This is a genomic window from Bradyrhizobium acaciae (assembly GCF_020889785.1).
Classification (GTDB): Bacteria; Pseudomonadota; Alphaproteobacteria; order Rhizobiales; family Xanthobacteraceae; genus Bradyrhizobium; species Bradyrhizobium acaciae.
On sequence record NZ_JACMYK010000019.1, the window covers coordinates 38,580 to 55,455 of the forward strand.

Here is a 16,876-nt window from a genome sequence, read left to right on the forward strand (position 1 = left end):
GTTACATCGCACAACCCAATGAGGTAGCTTGCCCCGGAATCGTCCAGAGAATCCGGGGAGGCCAGCCTATGTCCGATCAAACCGCTCAACCCGCGAGCGATCATCTCGACATCCACGACGTCGAGCGGCGGGTGAAGGCGATCTTCATCGGCTCGGTCGGCAATCTCGTCGAGTGGTACGATTTCTACGCCTACACCGCGTTTGCGCTTTATTTCGCGCCGGCGTTTTTCCCCCACAGCGACCCAGTGGTGCAGCAGCTCAATGCAGCGGTGCTGTTTGCCGCAACCTTCCTGATGCGCCCGCTCGGCGGCTGGCTGTTCGGCTTCATCGCCGACCGCTACGGCCGCCGGCTGTCGTTGACGCTCTCGGTGGTCTGCATGTGTTTCGGCTCGCTGATCATCGCGGTGACGCCGACCTATGCCAGCATCGGCATTGCAGCCCCCGCGATCCTGGCGCTCGCCCGCGTCATCGAAGGCCTCAGCCTCGGTGGCGAATACGGCGCAAGCGCCACCTATCTCAGCGAGGTCGCCGATCCCAAGCATCGCGGCTTCTACTCCAGTTTCCAGTACGTCACGCTGATCGGTGGCCAGCTCACCGCGATCATCGTGCTGTTGCTGCTGCAGAAGGTGTTCCTGACGCCGGACGAGCTGAAGGCCTGGGGCTGGCGGATTCCATTCGTGATCGGCGCCATGCTCGCGATCTTCGCTGCAGTGATGCGGCGCGGCCTGCACGAGACCGAGGCATTCGAGGAGGCCAAGAAGGTCTCCAAGCCGACCGGCTCGATCGTCGGCCTCCTGAACTACCCGCGCGAATTGCTGCTGGTGGTCGGGCTCACCGCCGGCGGCACCGCGGCGTTCTACACCTTCACCACCTACATGCAGACTTTCGTGAAGCTGTCGGTCGGCCTCACCGAGGACCAGACCACCTTCGTGATCTTCGGCTCGCTGATCTTCGCGACCTTCCTGCAGCCGATCTATGGCGCATTGTCCGACCGCATCGGCCGCAAGCCGCTGTTGATCTTCTTCGGCGTCGTCGGCACGCTGGCGACGGTCCCGATCCTGACCGCGCTGAAGGAGACCAAGTCGCCCTTCACCGCCTTCCTGCTGATCTGCGGCGCCTGGATCTTCGTCGCCGGCTACACCTCGATCAATGCGATCGTGAAGGCCGAGCTGTTTCCGACCAATGTCCGCGCGCTCGGCGTCGGCCTGCCCTACGCCATCACCGTGTCGATCTTCGGTGGCACCGCGCCTGCGGTCGCGCTCTATTTCAAGAGCATCGGGCACGAGGGCTGGTTCTACTATTATCTCAGCGGCATGATTTTCCTGTCGCTCTTGATCTACTCGACCATGCGCGACACCAAGCACGACTCCGCGATGCACCGCCACGAGTGATGGCCTGATGCGATGACCGACGACCAGGAGCCGCCCGAGAGCAAACTGACGCGCAGCAAGCAGCGCTGGGCGCGCGAAGGCAAATTCCTGACCGGCCGGGTCACCCGGCCGGAGGAGCAGCGTCTGCCGCCGGGCCAGCACCTGACGGCGGACTGGCCGGTGCTCGATCTCGGGCTGCTGCCGAACGTCACGCGCGAACGCTGGCGGCTCGACGTCCACGGTGCGGTCGAGCAGACGATCTACTGGGATTGGCCGCAATTCATGGCGCAGCCGCAGACGCAGTTCGTCTCGGACATTCACTGCGTCACGACCTGGTCGCGCTATGACAACCAGTGGGAGGGGCTCGCCACACGCGACCTGCTCGCCGCCTGCCAGCCGCGCGAGGATGCGCGGTTCGTCGTGCTGCATTCGTATGACGGCTATACGACCAACCTGCCGCTCGAGGATTTCGCCGCCGAGGACGCCCTGCTCGCCCATAGCTGGTCGGGCCAGCCGCTGGAGCAGGAGCATGGCGGGCCGGTGCGGCTGGTGGTGCCGCATCTCTATTTCTGGAAGAGCGCCAAATGGCTGCAGCGCATCGAATTCCTGACCGACGATGCGCCGGGCTTCTGGGAGGTGCGCGGCTATCACAATCGCGGTGATCCCTGGGCCGAACAGCGCTATTCTGGCGACTGACTTTCCTCACCTCTCCCATGGGGAGAGGTCGGCGCGAAGCGCCGGGTGAGGGGTCGCGGCCCCCGATGGAGCGTAACCCCTCACCCGAATTTCTCGCTATGCTCGAAATTCGACCTCTCCCTATGGGAGAGGTGTAGAACCATCCGGAGCAAAAGATGCCGCATGAACGCTTTCAATTCACCGGTGTAGGCGGCCATCAGCTGGCCGCCGCACTCGATACGCCCGACGGCCCGATCAAGGCCTATGCGCTGTTCGCGCACTGCTTCACCTGCGGCAAGGACGTGCTGGCGGCCAAGCGCATCGCGGTCGCGCTGGCCGCGAAGGGCATCGCGACGCTGCGCTTCGACTTCACCGGCCTCGGCTCCAGCGAGGGCGATTTCGCCAACTCGACCTTCTCGTCGAACGTCGCTGATCTCGTCCGCGCCGCCGACCATTTGCGCGAAACGCGCAAGGCGCCGGCAATCCTGATCGGCCACAGCCTGGGCGGTGCCGCGATCCTCGCGGCAGCGGGCCAAATCCCCGAGGCGAAGGCGGTGGTCACCATCGCCGCGCCCTCCGATCCGGTTCACGTCACGCATTTCTTCAGGGACCGGATCGAGGACATCCGCGCGCAGGGCGAAGGCGAAGTGTCGCTCGCCGGCCGCCCGTTCCGCATCAAGCGCGAATTCCTCGACGACGTTGCCGAGCAGAATCTGATGGCGCAGGTCAAGCAGCTGCACAAGGCGCTGCTGGTCATGCACTCGCCGACCGACGACACCGTCGGCATCGACAACGCCACCAACATCTTCATCGCGGCCAAGCACCCGAAGAGCTTCGTCTCGCTTGCGGGTGCCGATCATCTCCTGAGCGGCAAGCAGGACGCCTCCTATGTCGCCGACGTGATCGGCGCCTGGGCCGAGCGCTACGTCGACCTCGCGCCGCAGCCTGTGGCCGACACCGGCAGCGCGCCGCGCAACGTCGTGGTGCAGGAGACCCGCAACGGCAAGTTCCAGCAGATCGTCACCACGGGTCCGCACCGGTTGATCGCCGATGAACCGGTCGGCGTCGGCGGCGATGACACCGGCCCCGGGCCGTACGATTTCCTGCTCACCGGGCTCGGCGCCTGTACCTCGATGACGATGCGCATGTATGCCGACCGCAAGTCGCTGCCGGTCGATCGCATCACCGTCACGCTTCGGCACGACAAGATCTATGCCAAGGATTGCGAGGAGTGCGAGACGCGCGAGGGTATGCTCGACCAGATCGACCGCGTCATCAGGATCGAAGGCAACCTCGACGCCGATCAGCGCAAGCGGCTGATGGAGATCGCCGACAAATGCCCGGTGCACAAGACGCTGACTTCGGAGGTGCGGATCGTCACCAAGGCGGCGGAGTGAGCCTGCGACGCAGCGATACGGGCCGAGCCGGCGCAGCATGTCAGCGGCATTCCCTCTCCCGCTTGCGGGCCATCGCAAGGGCGCGCTGACAAATATCGAAAACAACCCCATGCAAAGTAGCCGGCGGCCGCCCGCGCTCGACAAGGCCACTTGACACGTCGGGCAACTCAGGGATATTTTTCTATTATTCCGAAATCACACGAGATTCCCCCTCTTAAGGCGCGATCGCGTTGGGTTGAATCGGGTTTGGCCCGGGGTCAGTTCACCTCTCCCAGCGGGGAGAGGTCGATTTGCGGAGCAAATCGGGTGAGAGGCCGCAATTCCAACGAGGGACCGTAACCCCTCACCCGGCGCTACGCGCCGACCTCTCCCAAGGGAGAGGTGGACCTTCGGCGCGGCTCCAATTCAAACTCAATCTCATCACGCTTTATCCACGCGCCGCGCGCTTGCCGGACAGGCAATTCGCCATGATCCGCACCGCGGCGCCGATCTCGTTTTCGCGCCAGGCGGCGAAGCCGAGCAACAGGCCATGGTCGCGCGGCCGCTGCAGCGCGAGGCTCGACAGCGCGCGCACCTCGACGCCAGCCGCCACCAGCCGCGAGACCGCATTCTGGTCCGCGGCACCATCCCTGAAACGGGCGATCAGCTGCATCCCGCCCGGCGGGACCTCGGCGGTGAGCACCGGCGCGAGGTGCCGCGTCAGCGCGGTGGCGAGATGGTCGCGGCGCGCGCGGTAGATCCGCCGCATTCGCCTGACATGCGCCAGGAAGTGCCCGTCGGCCATGAAGTCGGTCAGTGCCTCCTGGACGTGGACGGACGCAATCAGTCCGAGGTGGCGCTGCGCGATCTCCATGGTCTGCGCCAATGATGGCGGCACCACCAGATAGCCGATGCGGATATCGGCGGTCATCGCTTTTGCAAACGTGCCGAGATAGAGCACACGTCCCTCGCGATCGAGCCCCTGCAAGGCCGGCATCGGGCGGCTGTCGTAGTGGAACTCGCCGTCGTAATCGTCCTCGACGATCCAGGTCTTGCCGGGCTCGGCCGCCGCCAACAGCTCGGTACGGCGCGCAACCGGCATCACCCGTCCAGTCGGATGCTGATGCGAGGGCGTCGTGAAGATGAGCTTGGGCGCGCGTGCCTCACGCATTCGCATCATGCCCCATTGATCGAGCCTGACGCCGACGACGTCGGCGCCAGCCGCGCGAAACGCCGCCGCGGCGCCGGGATAACCGGGATCCTCGGTCCACACCGCGTCGCCGGGCGCGACGACGGTCGCGGCGATCAGCGTCAGCGCCGCCTGCGCGGTCGGCAGGATCAGGATCTGATCGGCCTCGGCGTGGACGCCGCGGCTAACCTCGAGGTAATCGCGCAAGGCTTCGCGCAGGCTCGGCCGGTTGACCACGGTCTGGTCGTTGAAGCGGCGGCGCAGCGCGCTGCGGCGCAGACAGCGCGCCCAGATCTGGTGCGGAAACTCGCGCGCATCCGCGAGCCCGGAACGGAGCGGCCGGAAATTCGCCTGGTAGGACAGCGGCCAATCCGTGTCGGAGAGCTGCAAGGCCCAGGGCGACAGCAACGGCCTGCGGGTGACATCTCGGCGGGGCGCCGGCGCAGCCTTTGCGAACTTCGCCTCGATATCGTCTGACACCACCGGCCGCCGCCGCGCGGCGACGCGCAGATAGCCCTCGGCCGCGAGTTGCTCATAGGCATGCGTCACCGTGTTGCGCGAGACGTCGAGCTCCACCGAAAGCGTGCGGCTCGATGGCAGCACCGCTCCGCTTCTGATCCGGCCGCTCGCCATCAACGCGCGAAGCTGCTGGGTCAGCTGCGCGGCGAGCCCGGCATCGTCCGATCGCTTCAGCTCGAGCAATTCGGCGAGGATCAATCTGGCTCCTTCGTTCTATCCAGACTGGCTCTTTCGATAGAGCCAGCGCGATCTTATTCACAAGCGATACCGCCTGCAAGGATGCCACCGTGAATCAATCGCTGTCTCCCGCCAAAGCCGCCGCCCTGTTCATCGTCGTGGTGCTGGCCTGGGGCATCAACTGGTCGGTGACGAAATCGCTGGTCGAGGCGGTGCCGCCGCTGTGGACCGCGTCGATCCGCAGCTGGATCGCCCTGATCGCCCTGCTGGTGATCCTGCGTGCCAGCGGCAATCTGATCATTCCGCGGATTGCCGATGTCCCGGTCGTGCTCAGCGTCGCGCTGCTGCACATGACGTTCTTCTCGACGCTGGTTGCCGCCGGCCTGCGCTATCTGCCGGCCAGCAAGGGCATCGTGCTGGGCTACACCACGCCGCTCTGGGTCGCACTCGCCGCCGGCGCCGCGCGAACCGAACGGCTCGGCGCGCTCAAGCTCGTCGGGGTCGCCTCGGGGCTCGCCGGCCTCTGCGTGATCCTCAACCCGGCATCGCTGGACTGGAGCAATCTGCACGTCATCGCCGGCGCCGGCATGATCATCCTCGCCGCGATCTGCTGGGCCGCGAACATCATCTATATCCGCTCGCACCGCTGGATCGCGACGCCGCTGCAGCTTTTGCTGTGGCAGGTGCTGGTCGCGACGCTGGTGCTGACGACGACGGCGCTGGTCACCGAGGGTGTGCCCGCGGTGACATGGTCGCCGCACCTCGTGCTGCTTTTTCTCTATTCCGGCTTCATCGGCACGGCGCTGGCCTATTGGGCAATGTCGATGGTCAACAAGAGCCTGCCGGCGCTGACCACCTCGCTCGGCACCACCGGGACGCCGATCGTCGGCATCGTGACCGCCGCACTGCTGCTCGGCGAGCCGATCGATCTGTCGCTGGCGATTGCCGCGGCGCTGATCGTCGGCGGCATCGCGCTGAGCGCGCTCGCGGATGCGCCGGCGCGGGCGTAATTAGGGCCCGCACTCATAGATTCGTCACGTCCGCTTCGGTCTCGGAAGCTGGCGTCGAAACCGACGTCGCTGCATGTCGGCCTTGGGCCCAATAGCGGTAGCCGGCCAGCCTGTTTCTCACTGCGGCTCCCTTAGATGCCACTCTCCCTTTCGGCGCTCGATAGAGGTCGGAACACTTCGTTGGGGTGATCCCAACGATGATGCAAGAAGATTGACACGAGCGTTGCCGTCCCAACCTGCGAACTCATAGAGCCATTTGCCGTCATCCGGAGTGCGGTAGTGCCACTCCCTAAGAGACGAGCTTGGCCTGGTCGGAACTACGTCCATTCCGTTCGGAGGTCCGGAGGGGCCTTCGCCCGAGGCAACCGATGCCAGCCAACGCTTATCCGGAGAATAGTGCGGAGGTGCAACAACGCTCGTATCGTCACCCGTGTCAGCCCATACAAGTCGGTAACTGACGGCTTCCCAATAACCGATCTCGATCAAGATAAGATCGTGCTCGGGAAAATAGCCGATCAGTTGATACTTTACGCATCCCTCAGCATCACTACTCTGACATTTCGCTTCCTCGTTGAGATAGACTCGCGTTTTCCCGTTCCTGAACGTCAATTGTAAACCGGGGCCTATGCGCCGGGCCAGCTCGCCAACCTGCTCCAGACAGGCCTTCTCCGAGCGATCAAGGTCGCCTGCACCGTGGTCGCCGATGCACCGGCCGTCTTGCGATGGATGATCCGAAAAGGCATAAGGAACCTCGCCGAGTGCTGCCCCGTCGATCCAAAGACATGCCACCCCTGCGGCAATTGCCCACCGTGCGCGAAACATCTTCATTGCATCGCCTGCGTCATCAAGTGTCCGTCGTGATGACAGACAACCTCTTCTGCCGAAGTTAACCGGTTGATCTAAAATTGCCCGACATCCGCGCCTGCTTCGGGTCATAAGCCGCCGACAACTACCGAACTGGCAACTTCCGCTTTATGACTGGAAGCCGACGGCTATGAGTAAACGCCCTAGGCCGTCGCAAGCGGCCTGACCCGCAAGGCGCCGCGCAGGCCGGCGGCGGTGCCGAGCATGATGCCGGCGACGGCAATGAACGACGACAGCGACAGCGTTGACAGTCCGGTCAGCCCTTGCCCGACCGAGCAGCCGAACGCCATGACGCCGCCCGCACCCATCAGCGCAGCGCCGCTTGCCGAGCGCAGCATGTGCTGCGGCGAGCGGTAGCCTTCGAGCTTGAAACGTCCGGTCGCAACCGCCGTGACCAGGCTGCCGGCGAACACGCCGAACACGGTGACGATACCGAAATTGAGCGTCGAGCCGGTCGACAGCATGACGTATTGCAGCGCGTCGGCGATCGGCGCGATGAAGGTGAGCGACGTCACCGGCACCGGATTGAAATCATCGGCGCCGAGATAGCCGGTCGCGTACCAGCCGCCCGCCACCAGCAGGCCGACGATCAGGCCGGCCGCGATCTGGCCGGGCGACTTGCGGAATGGCGCATGGGCAAAGGCGAACATGATCAGGACGGCCGCGAGCACCGAAGCCGCCACCATCCGCGCCGGCACGGCGCCGAGGCCGGTGCTTGCCAGCAGCGCCGCCAACGAATTGGCTGATACCGTGGCCTGCGACGCCTGCACCATCGCAATCCGCGCCGGCGCGATCAGGCCCTTCAGCGTCATCTCGGCGACAATGCCGAGCACGATCACGACCACGAAGGAGCGCAGATTGCCGCGCCCGAGCAGCACCAGCGCCCGCGAACCGCAGCCGTTCGACAGCACCATGCCGTAGCCGAACAGAAGGCCGCCGAAGAACATCACCGGCGCTGAGAACGACGGCTGCAGATAGATCGACTTGCCGAGATCGACGAGGCCCGTGGCTGCCAGCAGCTGCGAGGCCGCGATTGCGACGCCCATCGCCAGCGCATAGGTGCGCGCCAGCCTGCCGTCGCCCTCCGCCCACCAGCCGCGCAGCCCGCTCATCATGCAGAAGCCGCTGAGCAGCCCGATCGAGCCATAGATCAGGCCGATGATGAGGGCGGCGAGGATGACCGTTGTGGCGGGGTCCATGGAAGAGTCCTCAGGGGTTCGTCATTGCGAGCCAACCGGTCGGCGCGAAGCGCCGCCGGATGACAGGCTCCGCGAAGCAATCCATATCACCACAGCGGGAGAGAATGGATTGCTTCGTCGTTTCACTCCTCGCAATAACGGTGGATTACGGTCGCAATATCACGCGGTCGCGCGACGAGCCTGCCACGGCAACGAACGCCGCCTTGGCCCGTTCCAGCGGATAGATCGCGCTCGGCGTGATCGGAAACGGCTTCAGATGCCCGCCGGCAAAACCCGGTGCAAGCTCGCGCAGCACCTCGCCGGTCGCAACCGACGACAGCGCCAGCGTGTCGATGCCGACATAGGTGTGCTGCCCGCGATAGAATTCGAGGATGTTGAACTGGACGATGCGGTCGACCGCCGCGATCAGGATCTGGCGGCCGCGCAACGCCAGCGACTTGTGCGCGGCCTGGAAATAGGGATCGCCGACCGTGTTGTAGACGATGTCGGCGCCCTTGCCGCCGGTCAGCTCGCGCACGCGCGCCGCAACATCAGTTGTAGAGGCATCGATCACCTCGACTGCTGAATTGCTGTGGCCCTCATAGGGCTCGCTCTTGCGCACCACGCCGATCACGCGCGCACCGTGCCAGCTCGCGATCTGCACCGCGGCCTGCCCGACCTTGCCGTTTACGCCCATGACCAGCACGGTCTCGCCCGCCTTCGGAACGCCGGCGCGGCGCAGGCCTTCCATCGCGGTGACGAAGGGCACACCGATCCCGGCAGCTTCATCCCAGGAAATGCCGCCGGGTTTCTCCACTACGGCATCGGCCTCGACCACGAGATGCGTGGCGTGGGTGCCGTCGCGGCGGATGCCGAGATCGCCGGATGAGCCGAACACCTCGCGCCCAATGAAGTCAGCGGGGCCGTCGATCACGACACCGGCGTAGTCGCGGCCCGAGGTTCGCGGGAAGACGGCATAGGGCATCAATCCGGTCGCGGCCTTGACGTCGGACGGATTGACCGCCGCCGCCTTCACCTCGATCAGGACATCGCTATCCCCGCGCGAAATTGCATGGGTCTCGACAACAGGCGCGACCGCCGCTGCGTTCTCTGCCTTCGCCAGCAGGCGGACGCAACGGGCGTCGACAGGATGACGATGTGCTTGCGGGGCCGACGGCATAAGCAGTCCAGTCTCGGTCATGAAGCGCGCTGCAAACGCGCACGGATGGTGGCGGCCGGGTAGCCTCCCGCCATGACTAATCGACTGACCGATCAATTCAAGGGGCTTGTTGGGCCGGCAAGCTCAGAGCTTCGGCGGCGGGGCCGTGCCCAGGATCGACTCGATCGACAGGCCGAGCCCGAGCAGTCTGGCATCGCTGCCGACCGGACCGTCGAGCTCGAGCCCGACCGGCAGGCCGCCGGGCGTTATGCCGGCATAGAGCGACAGCCCGGGAAGGCCGGCATTGCTGCCAGGATCGGTGTTGCGGATCATGGTGCCGAAGGTCGGCGCCGGGTCTCCGCCATTGACCGACATCTCGCCGGAGCCGGTCTTTTCGTCGATGACCGGTGCAGGCGCGATGGTGGTCGGAAACAGGATCGCGTCCAGTCTGTTGTCCCTGAGATAGGCGGCATAGATCGCCTGCAGCGCCGGCCGCTGCACCTTGATCGCATCGTCGTAAGCGGCACCGAAAGCGTCCGCCGTGATCGCGCCGAACGCGCCGATCACGTCGGGACTGGCGACGCCGGCCGCGATATCCGACAACGTGATCCCTTCAATCCCGGAGGCGGCGAGCCAGGCCGGGATATCGGCGATCGGTTCATGCAGCGCGACCACGAAGGACACCTTGCCGTTCTGCTCGAAGAGATCGGGCATATCGACATCGACCAGCACCGCGCCGGCCGCCGTGAGCCGGGCGCAGGCGGCGCGAACGACCGCCTCGACATCGCGATCGAGGCCGCTCCAGAAACAGGCGGGAATGCCGAGACGCACGCCGCGCAACGGAACGGGCGAGGCCAACGGCGTGCCTGATATCACCGCATCGAGCAGCGCGACATCGGCGACCGTGCGGCCCATCGGACCGACGGTGTCGCGGGTATGGCTGATCGGGACCACCTGGTTGTCGTCGTGATAGCGCCGCTCGGCGCCACCATTGCCGACAGAAGGCCTGAGGCCAACGGTGCCGGTCAGCGCCGCGGGTACGCGGGTCGAGCCGCCGGTGTCCGATCCGAGGCCGCAGGTGGCGATGCGCGCGGCGATCGCCGCCGACGTTCCGCCTGATGACCCGCCGGGAATCCGGCTGGTGTCGTAGGGATTGCGCACCGGTCCCGCGAACGGCGCGAGATTGGTACTGGTGATGCCGAAGGCGAGCTCATGCAGATTGGTCTTGCCGATCACGACAGCACCGGCGTCGAGCAGTTTTTGCAGCGACGGCGCATTTCGCTTGGGCCGCGCGTGTTGCAGTGCCGGCGTGCCGCCCGATGTCGGCAGATCCGACGTGTTGATGTTGTCCTTGACCACGATGGGGAGACCGGCGAGCGCGCCGGTGCGCTTTCCGGCATCGACCTCGCGCGCCGCGGCAAGCGCATCGTCGCGGTTCAGCACGATGAAGGCATTGAGGTGCTTGAGCCGCTCGGCACGATCGAGCGCCGCCTCGATGACGCTGACCGCCGTTACTTTCTTGTCGCGGATATCAGCCACGATCTCCGCAGCGGTAGCTCCGTTGATATCGGCCATGAAAACCCCGCGCCCTGTTGGATTGCGGGCGAGAGGCTATTCTTTCGGCCGCTTGTCGTAAACCCGTTTCGCCTTGCCGAGCGAACGTTCGAGCGTCTCGGGCGCGACGACGCGGACGCGGGTGGAGATGCCGATCGTGTTCTTGATGAAGCCGGCGACCTTCTCGGCATGCGCGGTGAGCCCCTCACCGTCCCAGCTCTCGGGACGCGCTTCGGCGAGCACCGTCATCTCGTCCATGCGGCCCTCGCGGGTCAACTCGATGACGAAGTGGCCGCCGCACCAGTCGGTCGCCAGCAGCGCCTCCTCGATCTGGGTCGGGAACACGTTGACGCCGCGCAGGATGATCATGTCGTCGGAGCGGCCGGTCACCTTCTCCATCCGCCGCATGCCGGGCCGCGCCGTGCCGGGCAACAGCCGCGTCAGGTCGCGGGTGCGGTAGCGAATGATCGGAAAAGCTTCCTTGGTCAGCGAAGTAAATACCAGTTCGCCCTTCTCGCCGTCCGGCAGCACCTTGCCGGTCAGCGGATCGATCACCTCGGGATAGAAGTGATCCTCCCAGATGTGCAGGCCGTCCTTGGTCTCCACGCATTCCTGCGCGACGCCGGGGCCGATCACCTCCGACAGGCCGTAGATGTCGGTGGCGTCCATATCGAACGCCTGCTCGATCTCGACGCGCATCGCATTGGTCCAGGGCTCGGCGCCGAAGATGCCGAACTTCAGCGACGATTTGCGCGGGTCGAGACCCTGCCGCTTGAACTCGTCGAGGATCGCCAGCATGTAGCTCGGCGTCACCGTGATGATGTCGGGCCGGAAATCGTTGATGAGCTGCACCTGGCGCTCGGTCATGCCGCCGGAGATCGGGATCACGGTGCAGCCGAGCCGCTCGGCGCCGTAATGCGCACCGAGGCCGCCGGTGAACAGGCCATAGCCATAGGCGTTGTGCATCAGCATGCCGGAGCGGCCGCCGGCGGCGCGGATCGAGCGCGCCATCACGTCGGCCCAGGTGTCGATGTCGGCTTTGGTGTAGCCGACCACGATCGGCTTGCCGGTCGTGCCCGAGGAAGCATGGACCCGCACCAGCTGTTCGCGCGGCACCGCGAACATGTTGAAGGGATAGTTGTCGCGCAGGTCGGTCTTCACCGTGAAGGGAAATTTGGCGAGATCGGAAAGCTGCTTGAAATCTGTGGGGTGGACGCCCGCGGCGTCGAAGCTCTTCTTGTAGTGCGCGACATTGTCATAGGCGTGCTTGAGCGACCATGCGAGCCGCTTGGTCTGCAACGCCATGATCTCGTCGCGCGAGGCGCGTTCGGCCGAATCGAGCTCGGCGTGATAGCCGCCGTCCTTGACCCTGAGCTTTGCCGTCACCATCACATCTCCCCCGAAATCATTGTGCCTTGATATCCGTGTCCGGCAGCCAGGTGCCCGGTATCACGCGCGAATGCCCGCGGAATTCGGCGATCACGCCGTCGCCGGCGGTGACGCGCACGTCGTAGATTCCCGAGCGGCCGCTGCGCGAGACCTCGCGCGCGGTCGCCACCAGGCGATCGCCGAGCTTGCCGGGCCGGATGAAAGTAATGTTGCCTTGCGCCGCCACCGCACGGTCGTTGCGGCTGTTGCAGGCAAAGGCGAAGGCTGAATCGGCGAGCGTGAAGATGTAGCCGCCATGGCAGATGCGCTGGCCGTTGACCATGTGCGGCTGCACGGTCATCGCCATCGTAGCCTGCCCCGGCTTGACCTCGACGAGCTCCATGCCGAGACCTTTGCTGGCGTCGTCTTCCTTCCACATCGCATCCGCGCAGGCGCGGGCGATATCATCGGGCGATAGCGTGGCCTTCAAATTCACATCGAACTCCCTGTGCGCGGGCCCGTTGCGGAGGGCCTCTTGGCGTTACATCAGTGTTTGGCGCGACACCCTGGGCGTCAACGCGCAGAAAGAACTAGACGTGGTCGTAATCGACCACGACCTTCTCCGAGCACGGCTTGGCCTGGCAGGTGAGGATGAACCCCGCCTTCAGCTCCCACGGCTCCAGCGAATAGTTCAGATCCATCGGCGCCTCGCCTTCGACCAGCTTGGCGCGGCAGGTCGAGCACATGCCGCCCTTGCATGCGAACGGCAGGTCCATGCCGGCACGCAGCGCGGCGTCGAGGATCGATTCGCCGTCAGCCACCGGGACCTCGCGGCGCTTGCCGTCGATGATCAGACCGGCGATCGCCTTCGGCGGCGCGCCGGCGGGAACGACGATTTTCGGGCGCGGCTTGCCGCCGAATTCCGAGACGAAACGTTCGACGTGGATGCGCTCGTCGGCAATGCCGATCTCGCGGCAGGTCGCCTCGATGGTCTCGCTCATCGCGGCCGGACCGCAGACGAAGACATGATCCACGGTTGCGGCCGGCACCAGCGAGCGCAGCAGCACCCGCACCTTCTCGCCATCGAGCCGGCCGTGCAGGATCGGAATGTCCTGCTCCTCGCCCGAGATGACGTGGAACACCGACAGCCGCTGCATGAAGCGGTCCTTCAGCTCCTCCAGCGCCTCGCGGAACATGACGCCTTCGGTCGAACGGTTGCCGTAGAACAGGAAGAAGCGGCTCGCCGGCTCGCGCGCCAGCACGCCCTTGATGATGGAGAGGATCGGCGTGATGCCGCTGCCGGCGGCGAATCCGACATAGGTCCGTGCCTCGCCGGGTGCGTGCGCGACGCCGAAACGACCGGTCGGCGTCATCACGTCGAGCTCATCGCCGGTCTTCAGCTCGTCGGCGGCCCAGTTCGAGAATGCGCCGCCGTCGACCTTCTTCACAGCGATGCGCAGCTCGCCGTCGTCGGGGCCGGAGCAGATCGAGTAGGAGCGACGGACTTCCTCGCCGTCCATCGTGGTGCGCAGCGTCAGGTACTGGCCGGGCGTGAAGCGGTAGTCGCCTTGCAGATCGTCGGGGATCGCAAAGGTCATCGAGACGGCGTCCGACGCCTCGCGGCGCAGATCGCTGACGGACAGACGATGAAAGCGCGGTGTCGACATGGTCAATGACACTTGAAGTAATCAAAGGGTTCACGGCAGCTCTTGCAACGCCACAGCGCCTTGCAGGAGGTCGAGCCGAACTCGGAGAGCAGCTCGGTATCAACGGAGCCGCATTGCGGGCACGCAACCTGCTGCTCGCCGAACAGTGCGCGGCGCGAGGAGCCCGGCAGCGGCGGCGCGATGCCGTATTCCCTGAGCTTGCGGCGGCCGTCCTCGCTCATCCAGTCGGTGGTCCAGGCCGGCGACAGCACGGTGCGGACCTTCGGCCCGCGAATGCCTTCACGCTCCAGCGCCAGCTCGATCTCGAGCGCGATCATGTTCATGGCGGGACAGCCGGAATAGGTCGGCGTGATCGCAACCTCGACATGGCCGTCGTGGACCGCGACGTCGCGCAGCACGCCGAGATCGGCGATGGTCAGCACTGGGATTTCGGGATCGACCACCTGCGCGGCCGCGCTCCAGGCGCGCCGACGCAGATCGGCATCGCTGAGTGCAACCGTCACCATGTTGCCCCCGGGAAGGTCCGCTGCAGGGACTGCAATTCGCTGAGGAGATGGCCGAGATGCTCGCTATGGCTGCCGATGCGGCCGCCCTGCTGCATCCAATCGCTCTTCGGCAACGCCAGCGTTGCCTCGTTGACGATACCGGTGACGGTCTTCAGCCAGCGCGACTTTAGCGTCGCCGGATCGATTGCGATGCCGGCATCGATCAGGCCGCGCTCGCCGTCGTCGACCGCAAACATCTCGCCGGTATAGGCCCAGAGATCGTCGATCGCATTCTGCGCGCGGCGGTGGCTCTCCTCGGTGCCGTCGCCGAGACGGACGATCCATTCCGACGAATGCCGCAGATGATAGGCGCTCTCCTTCTCCGACTTCGCCGCGATCGCGGCAAGGGTCGCATCGGACGAGGCCATCATCGCGCGCCAGTAGAGATCGGCGAATGCCGCATAGAAGAACTGCCGCACCATGGTGCGGGCGAAGTCGCCGTTCGGCTGCTCGACCAGCAGCAGATTGCGATACTGCCTGACGTCGCGCAGATAGGCGAACTTGTCCTCGTCATTGCCGCGGCCTTCGACCTTGGCAGCGTAGGTGTCGAGCTCGCGGGCCTGGCCAAGCAGGTCGAGACCCATATTGGCCAGCGCCATGTCCTCTTCCATCGCCGGCGCATGGCCGCACCATTCGGACAGCCGATGGCCGAGGATCAGCGCATCGTCGGCGCGGCGCAGTGCGTAGAGCACCAGCGGCGTTTCGGAGACTTCGATATTGGCGGTAGCCATGTTCTCTATTCCACCTGCATCCACTTGCTCGACGTCATCCTGAGGAGCCTGCGCAGCAGGCGTCTCGAAGGATGGCCGCGGTTACGATCGGGGCGTCATGGTTCTCCTGGCGATGCGAAGCGTCGTCCAGGCATGACGGGTGAAATTCACATATGCCCGACTTCGTCGGGAACGTCGTAGAATGTCGGGTGACGGTAGATCTTGGATTCCGCCGGCTCGAACATCATGCCCTTCTCGGACGGATCGGACGCGGTGATCGCGTTCGAGGGCACCACCCAGATCGACAGCCCCTCGCCGCGACGGGTGTAGATGTCGCGCGCGGCCTGCAACGCGAGCGTCGCGTCGGCCGCGTGCAGCGAGCCGACATGCTTGTGCGCGAGGCCGTTGCGGCTGCGGATGAAGACTTCCCAGAGCGGAACGTTCGGCGTGGCCATCTCGGGCTCCCTTATTCTGCGGCTTGCGCGAGCTGGCGGCTCTTGCGCTTCTCGGCGTAGGCCATCGCGGCCTCGCGCACCCAGGCGCCCTCCTCATGCGCCTTGCGGCGTGCGGCGAGGCGATCGCGGTTGCAGGGGCCGTTGCCGGCCAGCACCTGCTTGAACTCGTCCCAGTCGATCGGGCTGTGCACCCAATTGCCGTTTGCGTTCTGCTTCATGCCGGGATCGGGGATCGTCAGCCCGAGGAACTCGGCCTGCGGCACGGTGGCGTCGATGAATTTCTGGCGCAGTTCGTCGTTGGAGAAGCGCTTGATCTTCCACTTCGTCGAGGTGTCGCTGTGCTGGCTGACCTGGTCCGGCGGGCCGAACATCATCAACACCGGCCACCACCAGCGATCGAGCGCGTTCTGCGCCATCGCCTTCTGCTCCGCCGTGCCGCGGCACAGCGTCACCATGATCTCGAAACCCTGGCGCTGGTGGAACGACTCCTCCTTGCAGACGCGGATCATCGCACGCGCATAGGGGCCGTAGGAGCAGCGGCACAGCGGGATCTGGTTCATGATCGCGGCACCGTCGACCAGCCAGCCGATGGTGCCGATGTCGGCCCAGGTCAGCGTCGGGTAGTTGAAGATCGAGGAATATTTCGCCTTGCCCGAGAGCATCGCGTCGACCAGCTCTTCGCGCGAGGTGCCGAGCGTCTCGGCGGCGGCGTAGAGATAGAGGCCGTGGCCGCATTCGTCCTGCACCTTGGCGAGCAGCGCGGCCTTGCGGCGCAGCGACGGCGCGCGGGTGATCCAGTTGCCCTCAGGCAGCATGCCGACGATTTCGGAATGGGCGTGCTGGGAAATCTGCCGGGTCAGCGTCTTGCGGTAGGCGGCGGGCATCCAGTCGTTGGGCTCGATGCGCTCGTCGGCATCGATGCGGGCCTGGAACCGCGTGGCACGGGCAACATCCTCGACGCCGCGATCGTCGCCGTCGGATGAGTTGAGCGCCTGCGTATACATGGCCGACCTCCCGGTGTGTTGTTAGGCGGAAATATATAACACAAATTTCTAAATGC

At 65.4% G+C, this 16,876-nt stretch carries 16 protein-coding genes; 4 read left to right on the forward strand and 12 right to left on the reverse strand.

Annotated features, from left to right (window positions below; genetic code table 11):
* Positions 1–68 precede the first annotated feature (68 nt).
* From H8A92_RS11165 to H8A92_RS11175, 3 genes are all read left to right on the forward strand, one after another.
* Entirely contained in the window at positions 69–1,391 is a 1,323-nt protein-coding gene (locus tag H8A92_RS11165; protein ID WP_229195848.1) for an MFS transporter, read from the forward strand.
* Positions 1,392–1,403: 12 nt separating this feature from the next.
* Positions 1,404–2,066, forward strand: a complete 663-nt coding sequence (locus tag H8A92_RS11170; protein WP_229195849.1) for a sulfite oxidase-like oxidoreductase — start codon at positions 1,404–1,406, stop codon at positions 2,064–2,066.
* Between the two features lie 155 nt (positions 2,067–2,221).
* On the forward strand, positions 2,222–3,442 hold the full coding sequence (locus H8A92_RS11175; RefSeq protein WP_229195850.1) for a bifunctional alpha/beta hydrolase/OsmC family protein: 1,221 nt from the start codon (positions 2,222–2,224) through the stop codon (positions 3,440–3,442).
* 427 nt (positions 3,443–3,869) lie between these two features.
* On the opposite strand, the gene pdxR is transcribed toward H8A92_RS11175, so the two are convergent.
* On the reverse strand, positions 3,870–5,327 hold the full coding sequence (gene pdxR, locus H8A92_RS11180; RefSeq protein ID WP_229195851.1) for a MocR-like pyridoxine biosynthesis transcription factor PdxR: 1,458 nt from the start codon (positions 5,325–5,327) through the stop codon (positions 3,870–3,872).
* An 89-nt stretch (positions 5,328–5,416) separates the two neighbouring features.
* On the opposite strand from pdxR, the gene H8A92_RS11185 reads away from it, so the two are divergent.
* Positions 5,417–6,316, forward strand: coding sequence for a DMT family transporter (locus H8A92_RS11185; protein WP_229195852.1), 900 nt, complete (start codon positions 5,417–5,419; stop codon positions 6,314–6,316).
* 117 nt (positions 6,317–6,433) lie between these two features.
* Here the strand turns inward: H8A92_RS11185 and H8A92_RS11190 are convergent, their stop codons facing one another.
* The 11 genes from H8A92_RS11190 to paaA all read right to left on the reverse strand — a co-directional run bounded on the left by H8A92_RS11190 (position 6,434) and on the right by paaA (position 16,820).
* Entirely contained in the window at positions 6,434–7,144 is a 711-nt protein-coding gene (locus H8A92_RS11190) for a hypothetical protein (protein WP_229195853.1), read from the reverse strand.
* Positions 7,145–7,323: 179 nt separating this feature from the next.
* Positions 7,324–8,379: a YeeE/YedE family protein gene (locus H8A92_RS11195; protein ID WP_229195854.1), complete on the reverse strand. Its 1,056-nt coding sequence runs from the start codon at positions 8,377–8,379 to the stop codon at positions 7,324–7,326.
* Positions 8,380–8,524: 145 nt separating this feature from the next.
* A complete protein-coding gene (locus H8A92_RS11200) occupies positions 8,525–9,559 on the reverse strand; it encodes a quinone oxidoreductase family protein (RefSeq protein ID WP_229195855.1) in 1,035 nt (344 codons plus the stop codon).
* Positions 9,560–9,661: 102 nt separating this feature from the next.
* A complete protein-coding gene (gene iaaH, locus H8A92_RS11205) occupies positions 9,662–11,092 on the reverse strand; it encodes an indoleacetamide hydrolase (protein WP_229195856.1) in 1,431 nt (476 codons plus the stop codon).
* A 36-nt stretch (positions 11,093–11,128) separates the two neighbouring features.
* Positions 11,129–12,460 carry a phenylacetate--CoA ligase PaaK gene (gene paaK, locus H8A92_RS11210; protein WP_229195857.1) on the reverse strand — a complete coding sequence of 444 codons (1,332 nt, stop codon included), beginning with the start codon at positions 12,458–12,460 and terminating at the stop codon, positions 11,129–11,131.
* A 16-nt stretch (positions 12,461–12,476) separates the two neighbouring features.
* On the reverse strand, positions 12,477–12,935 hold the full coding sequence (gene paaI, locus H8A92_RS11215) for a hydroxyphenylacetyl-CoA thioesterase PaaI (protein ID WP_229195858.1): 459 nt from the start codon (positions 12,933–12,935) through the stop codon (positions 12,477–12,479).
* A 94-nt stretch (positions 12,936–13,029) separates the two neighbouring features.
* Positions 13,030–14,106 (reverse strand): 1,2-phenylacetyl-CoA epoxidase subunit PaaE, encoded by a 1,077-nt coding sequence (gene paaE / locus H8A92_RS11220; RefSeq protein WP_229195859.1) that lies wholly within the window; start codon positions 14,104–14,106, stop codon positions 13,030–13,032.
* A gap of 2 nt (positions 14,107–14,108) precedes the next feature.
* Positions 14,109–14,612, reverse strand: a complete 504-nt coding sequence (gene paaD, locus H8A92_RS11225; RefSeq protein ID WP_229195860.1) for a 1,2-phenylacetyl-CoA epoxidase subunit PaaD — start codon at positions 14,610–14,612, stop codon at positions 14,109–14,111.
* The gene (gene paaC / locus H8A92_RS11230) at positions 14,606–15,382 is read right to left on the reverse strand and encodes a 1,2-phenylacetyl-CoA epoxidase subunit PaaC (protein WP_229195861.1); all 777 of its coding nucleotides are present in this window, start codon (positions 15,380–15,382) and stop codon (positions 14,606–14,608) included. The genes paaD and paaC overlap by 7 nt, the downstream gene beginning before the upstream one ends.
* Positions 15,383–15,528: 146 nt before the next feature.
* The gene (gene paaB, locus H8A92_RS11235; RefSeq protein ID WP_016842890.1) at positions 15,529–15,816 is read right to left on the reverse strand and encodes a 1,2-phenylacetyl-CoA epoxidase subunit PaaB; all 288 of its coding nucleotides are present in this window, start codon (positions 15,814–15,816) and stop codon (positions 15,529–15,531) included.
* A gap of 11 nt (positions 15,817–15,827) precedes the next feature.
* Positions 15,828–16,820 (reverse strand): 1,2-phenylacetyl-CoA epoxidase subunit PaaA, encoded by a 993-nt coding sequence (gene paaA / locus H8A92_RS11240; protein ID WP_229195862.1) that lies wholly within the window; start codon positions 16,818–16,820, stop codon positions 15,828–15,830.
* Positions 16,821–16,876 lie beyond the last annotated feature (56 nt).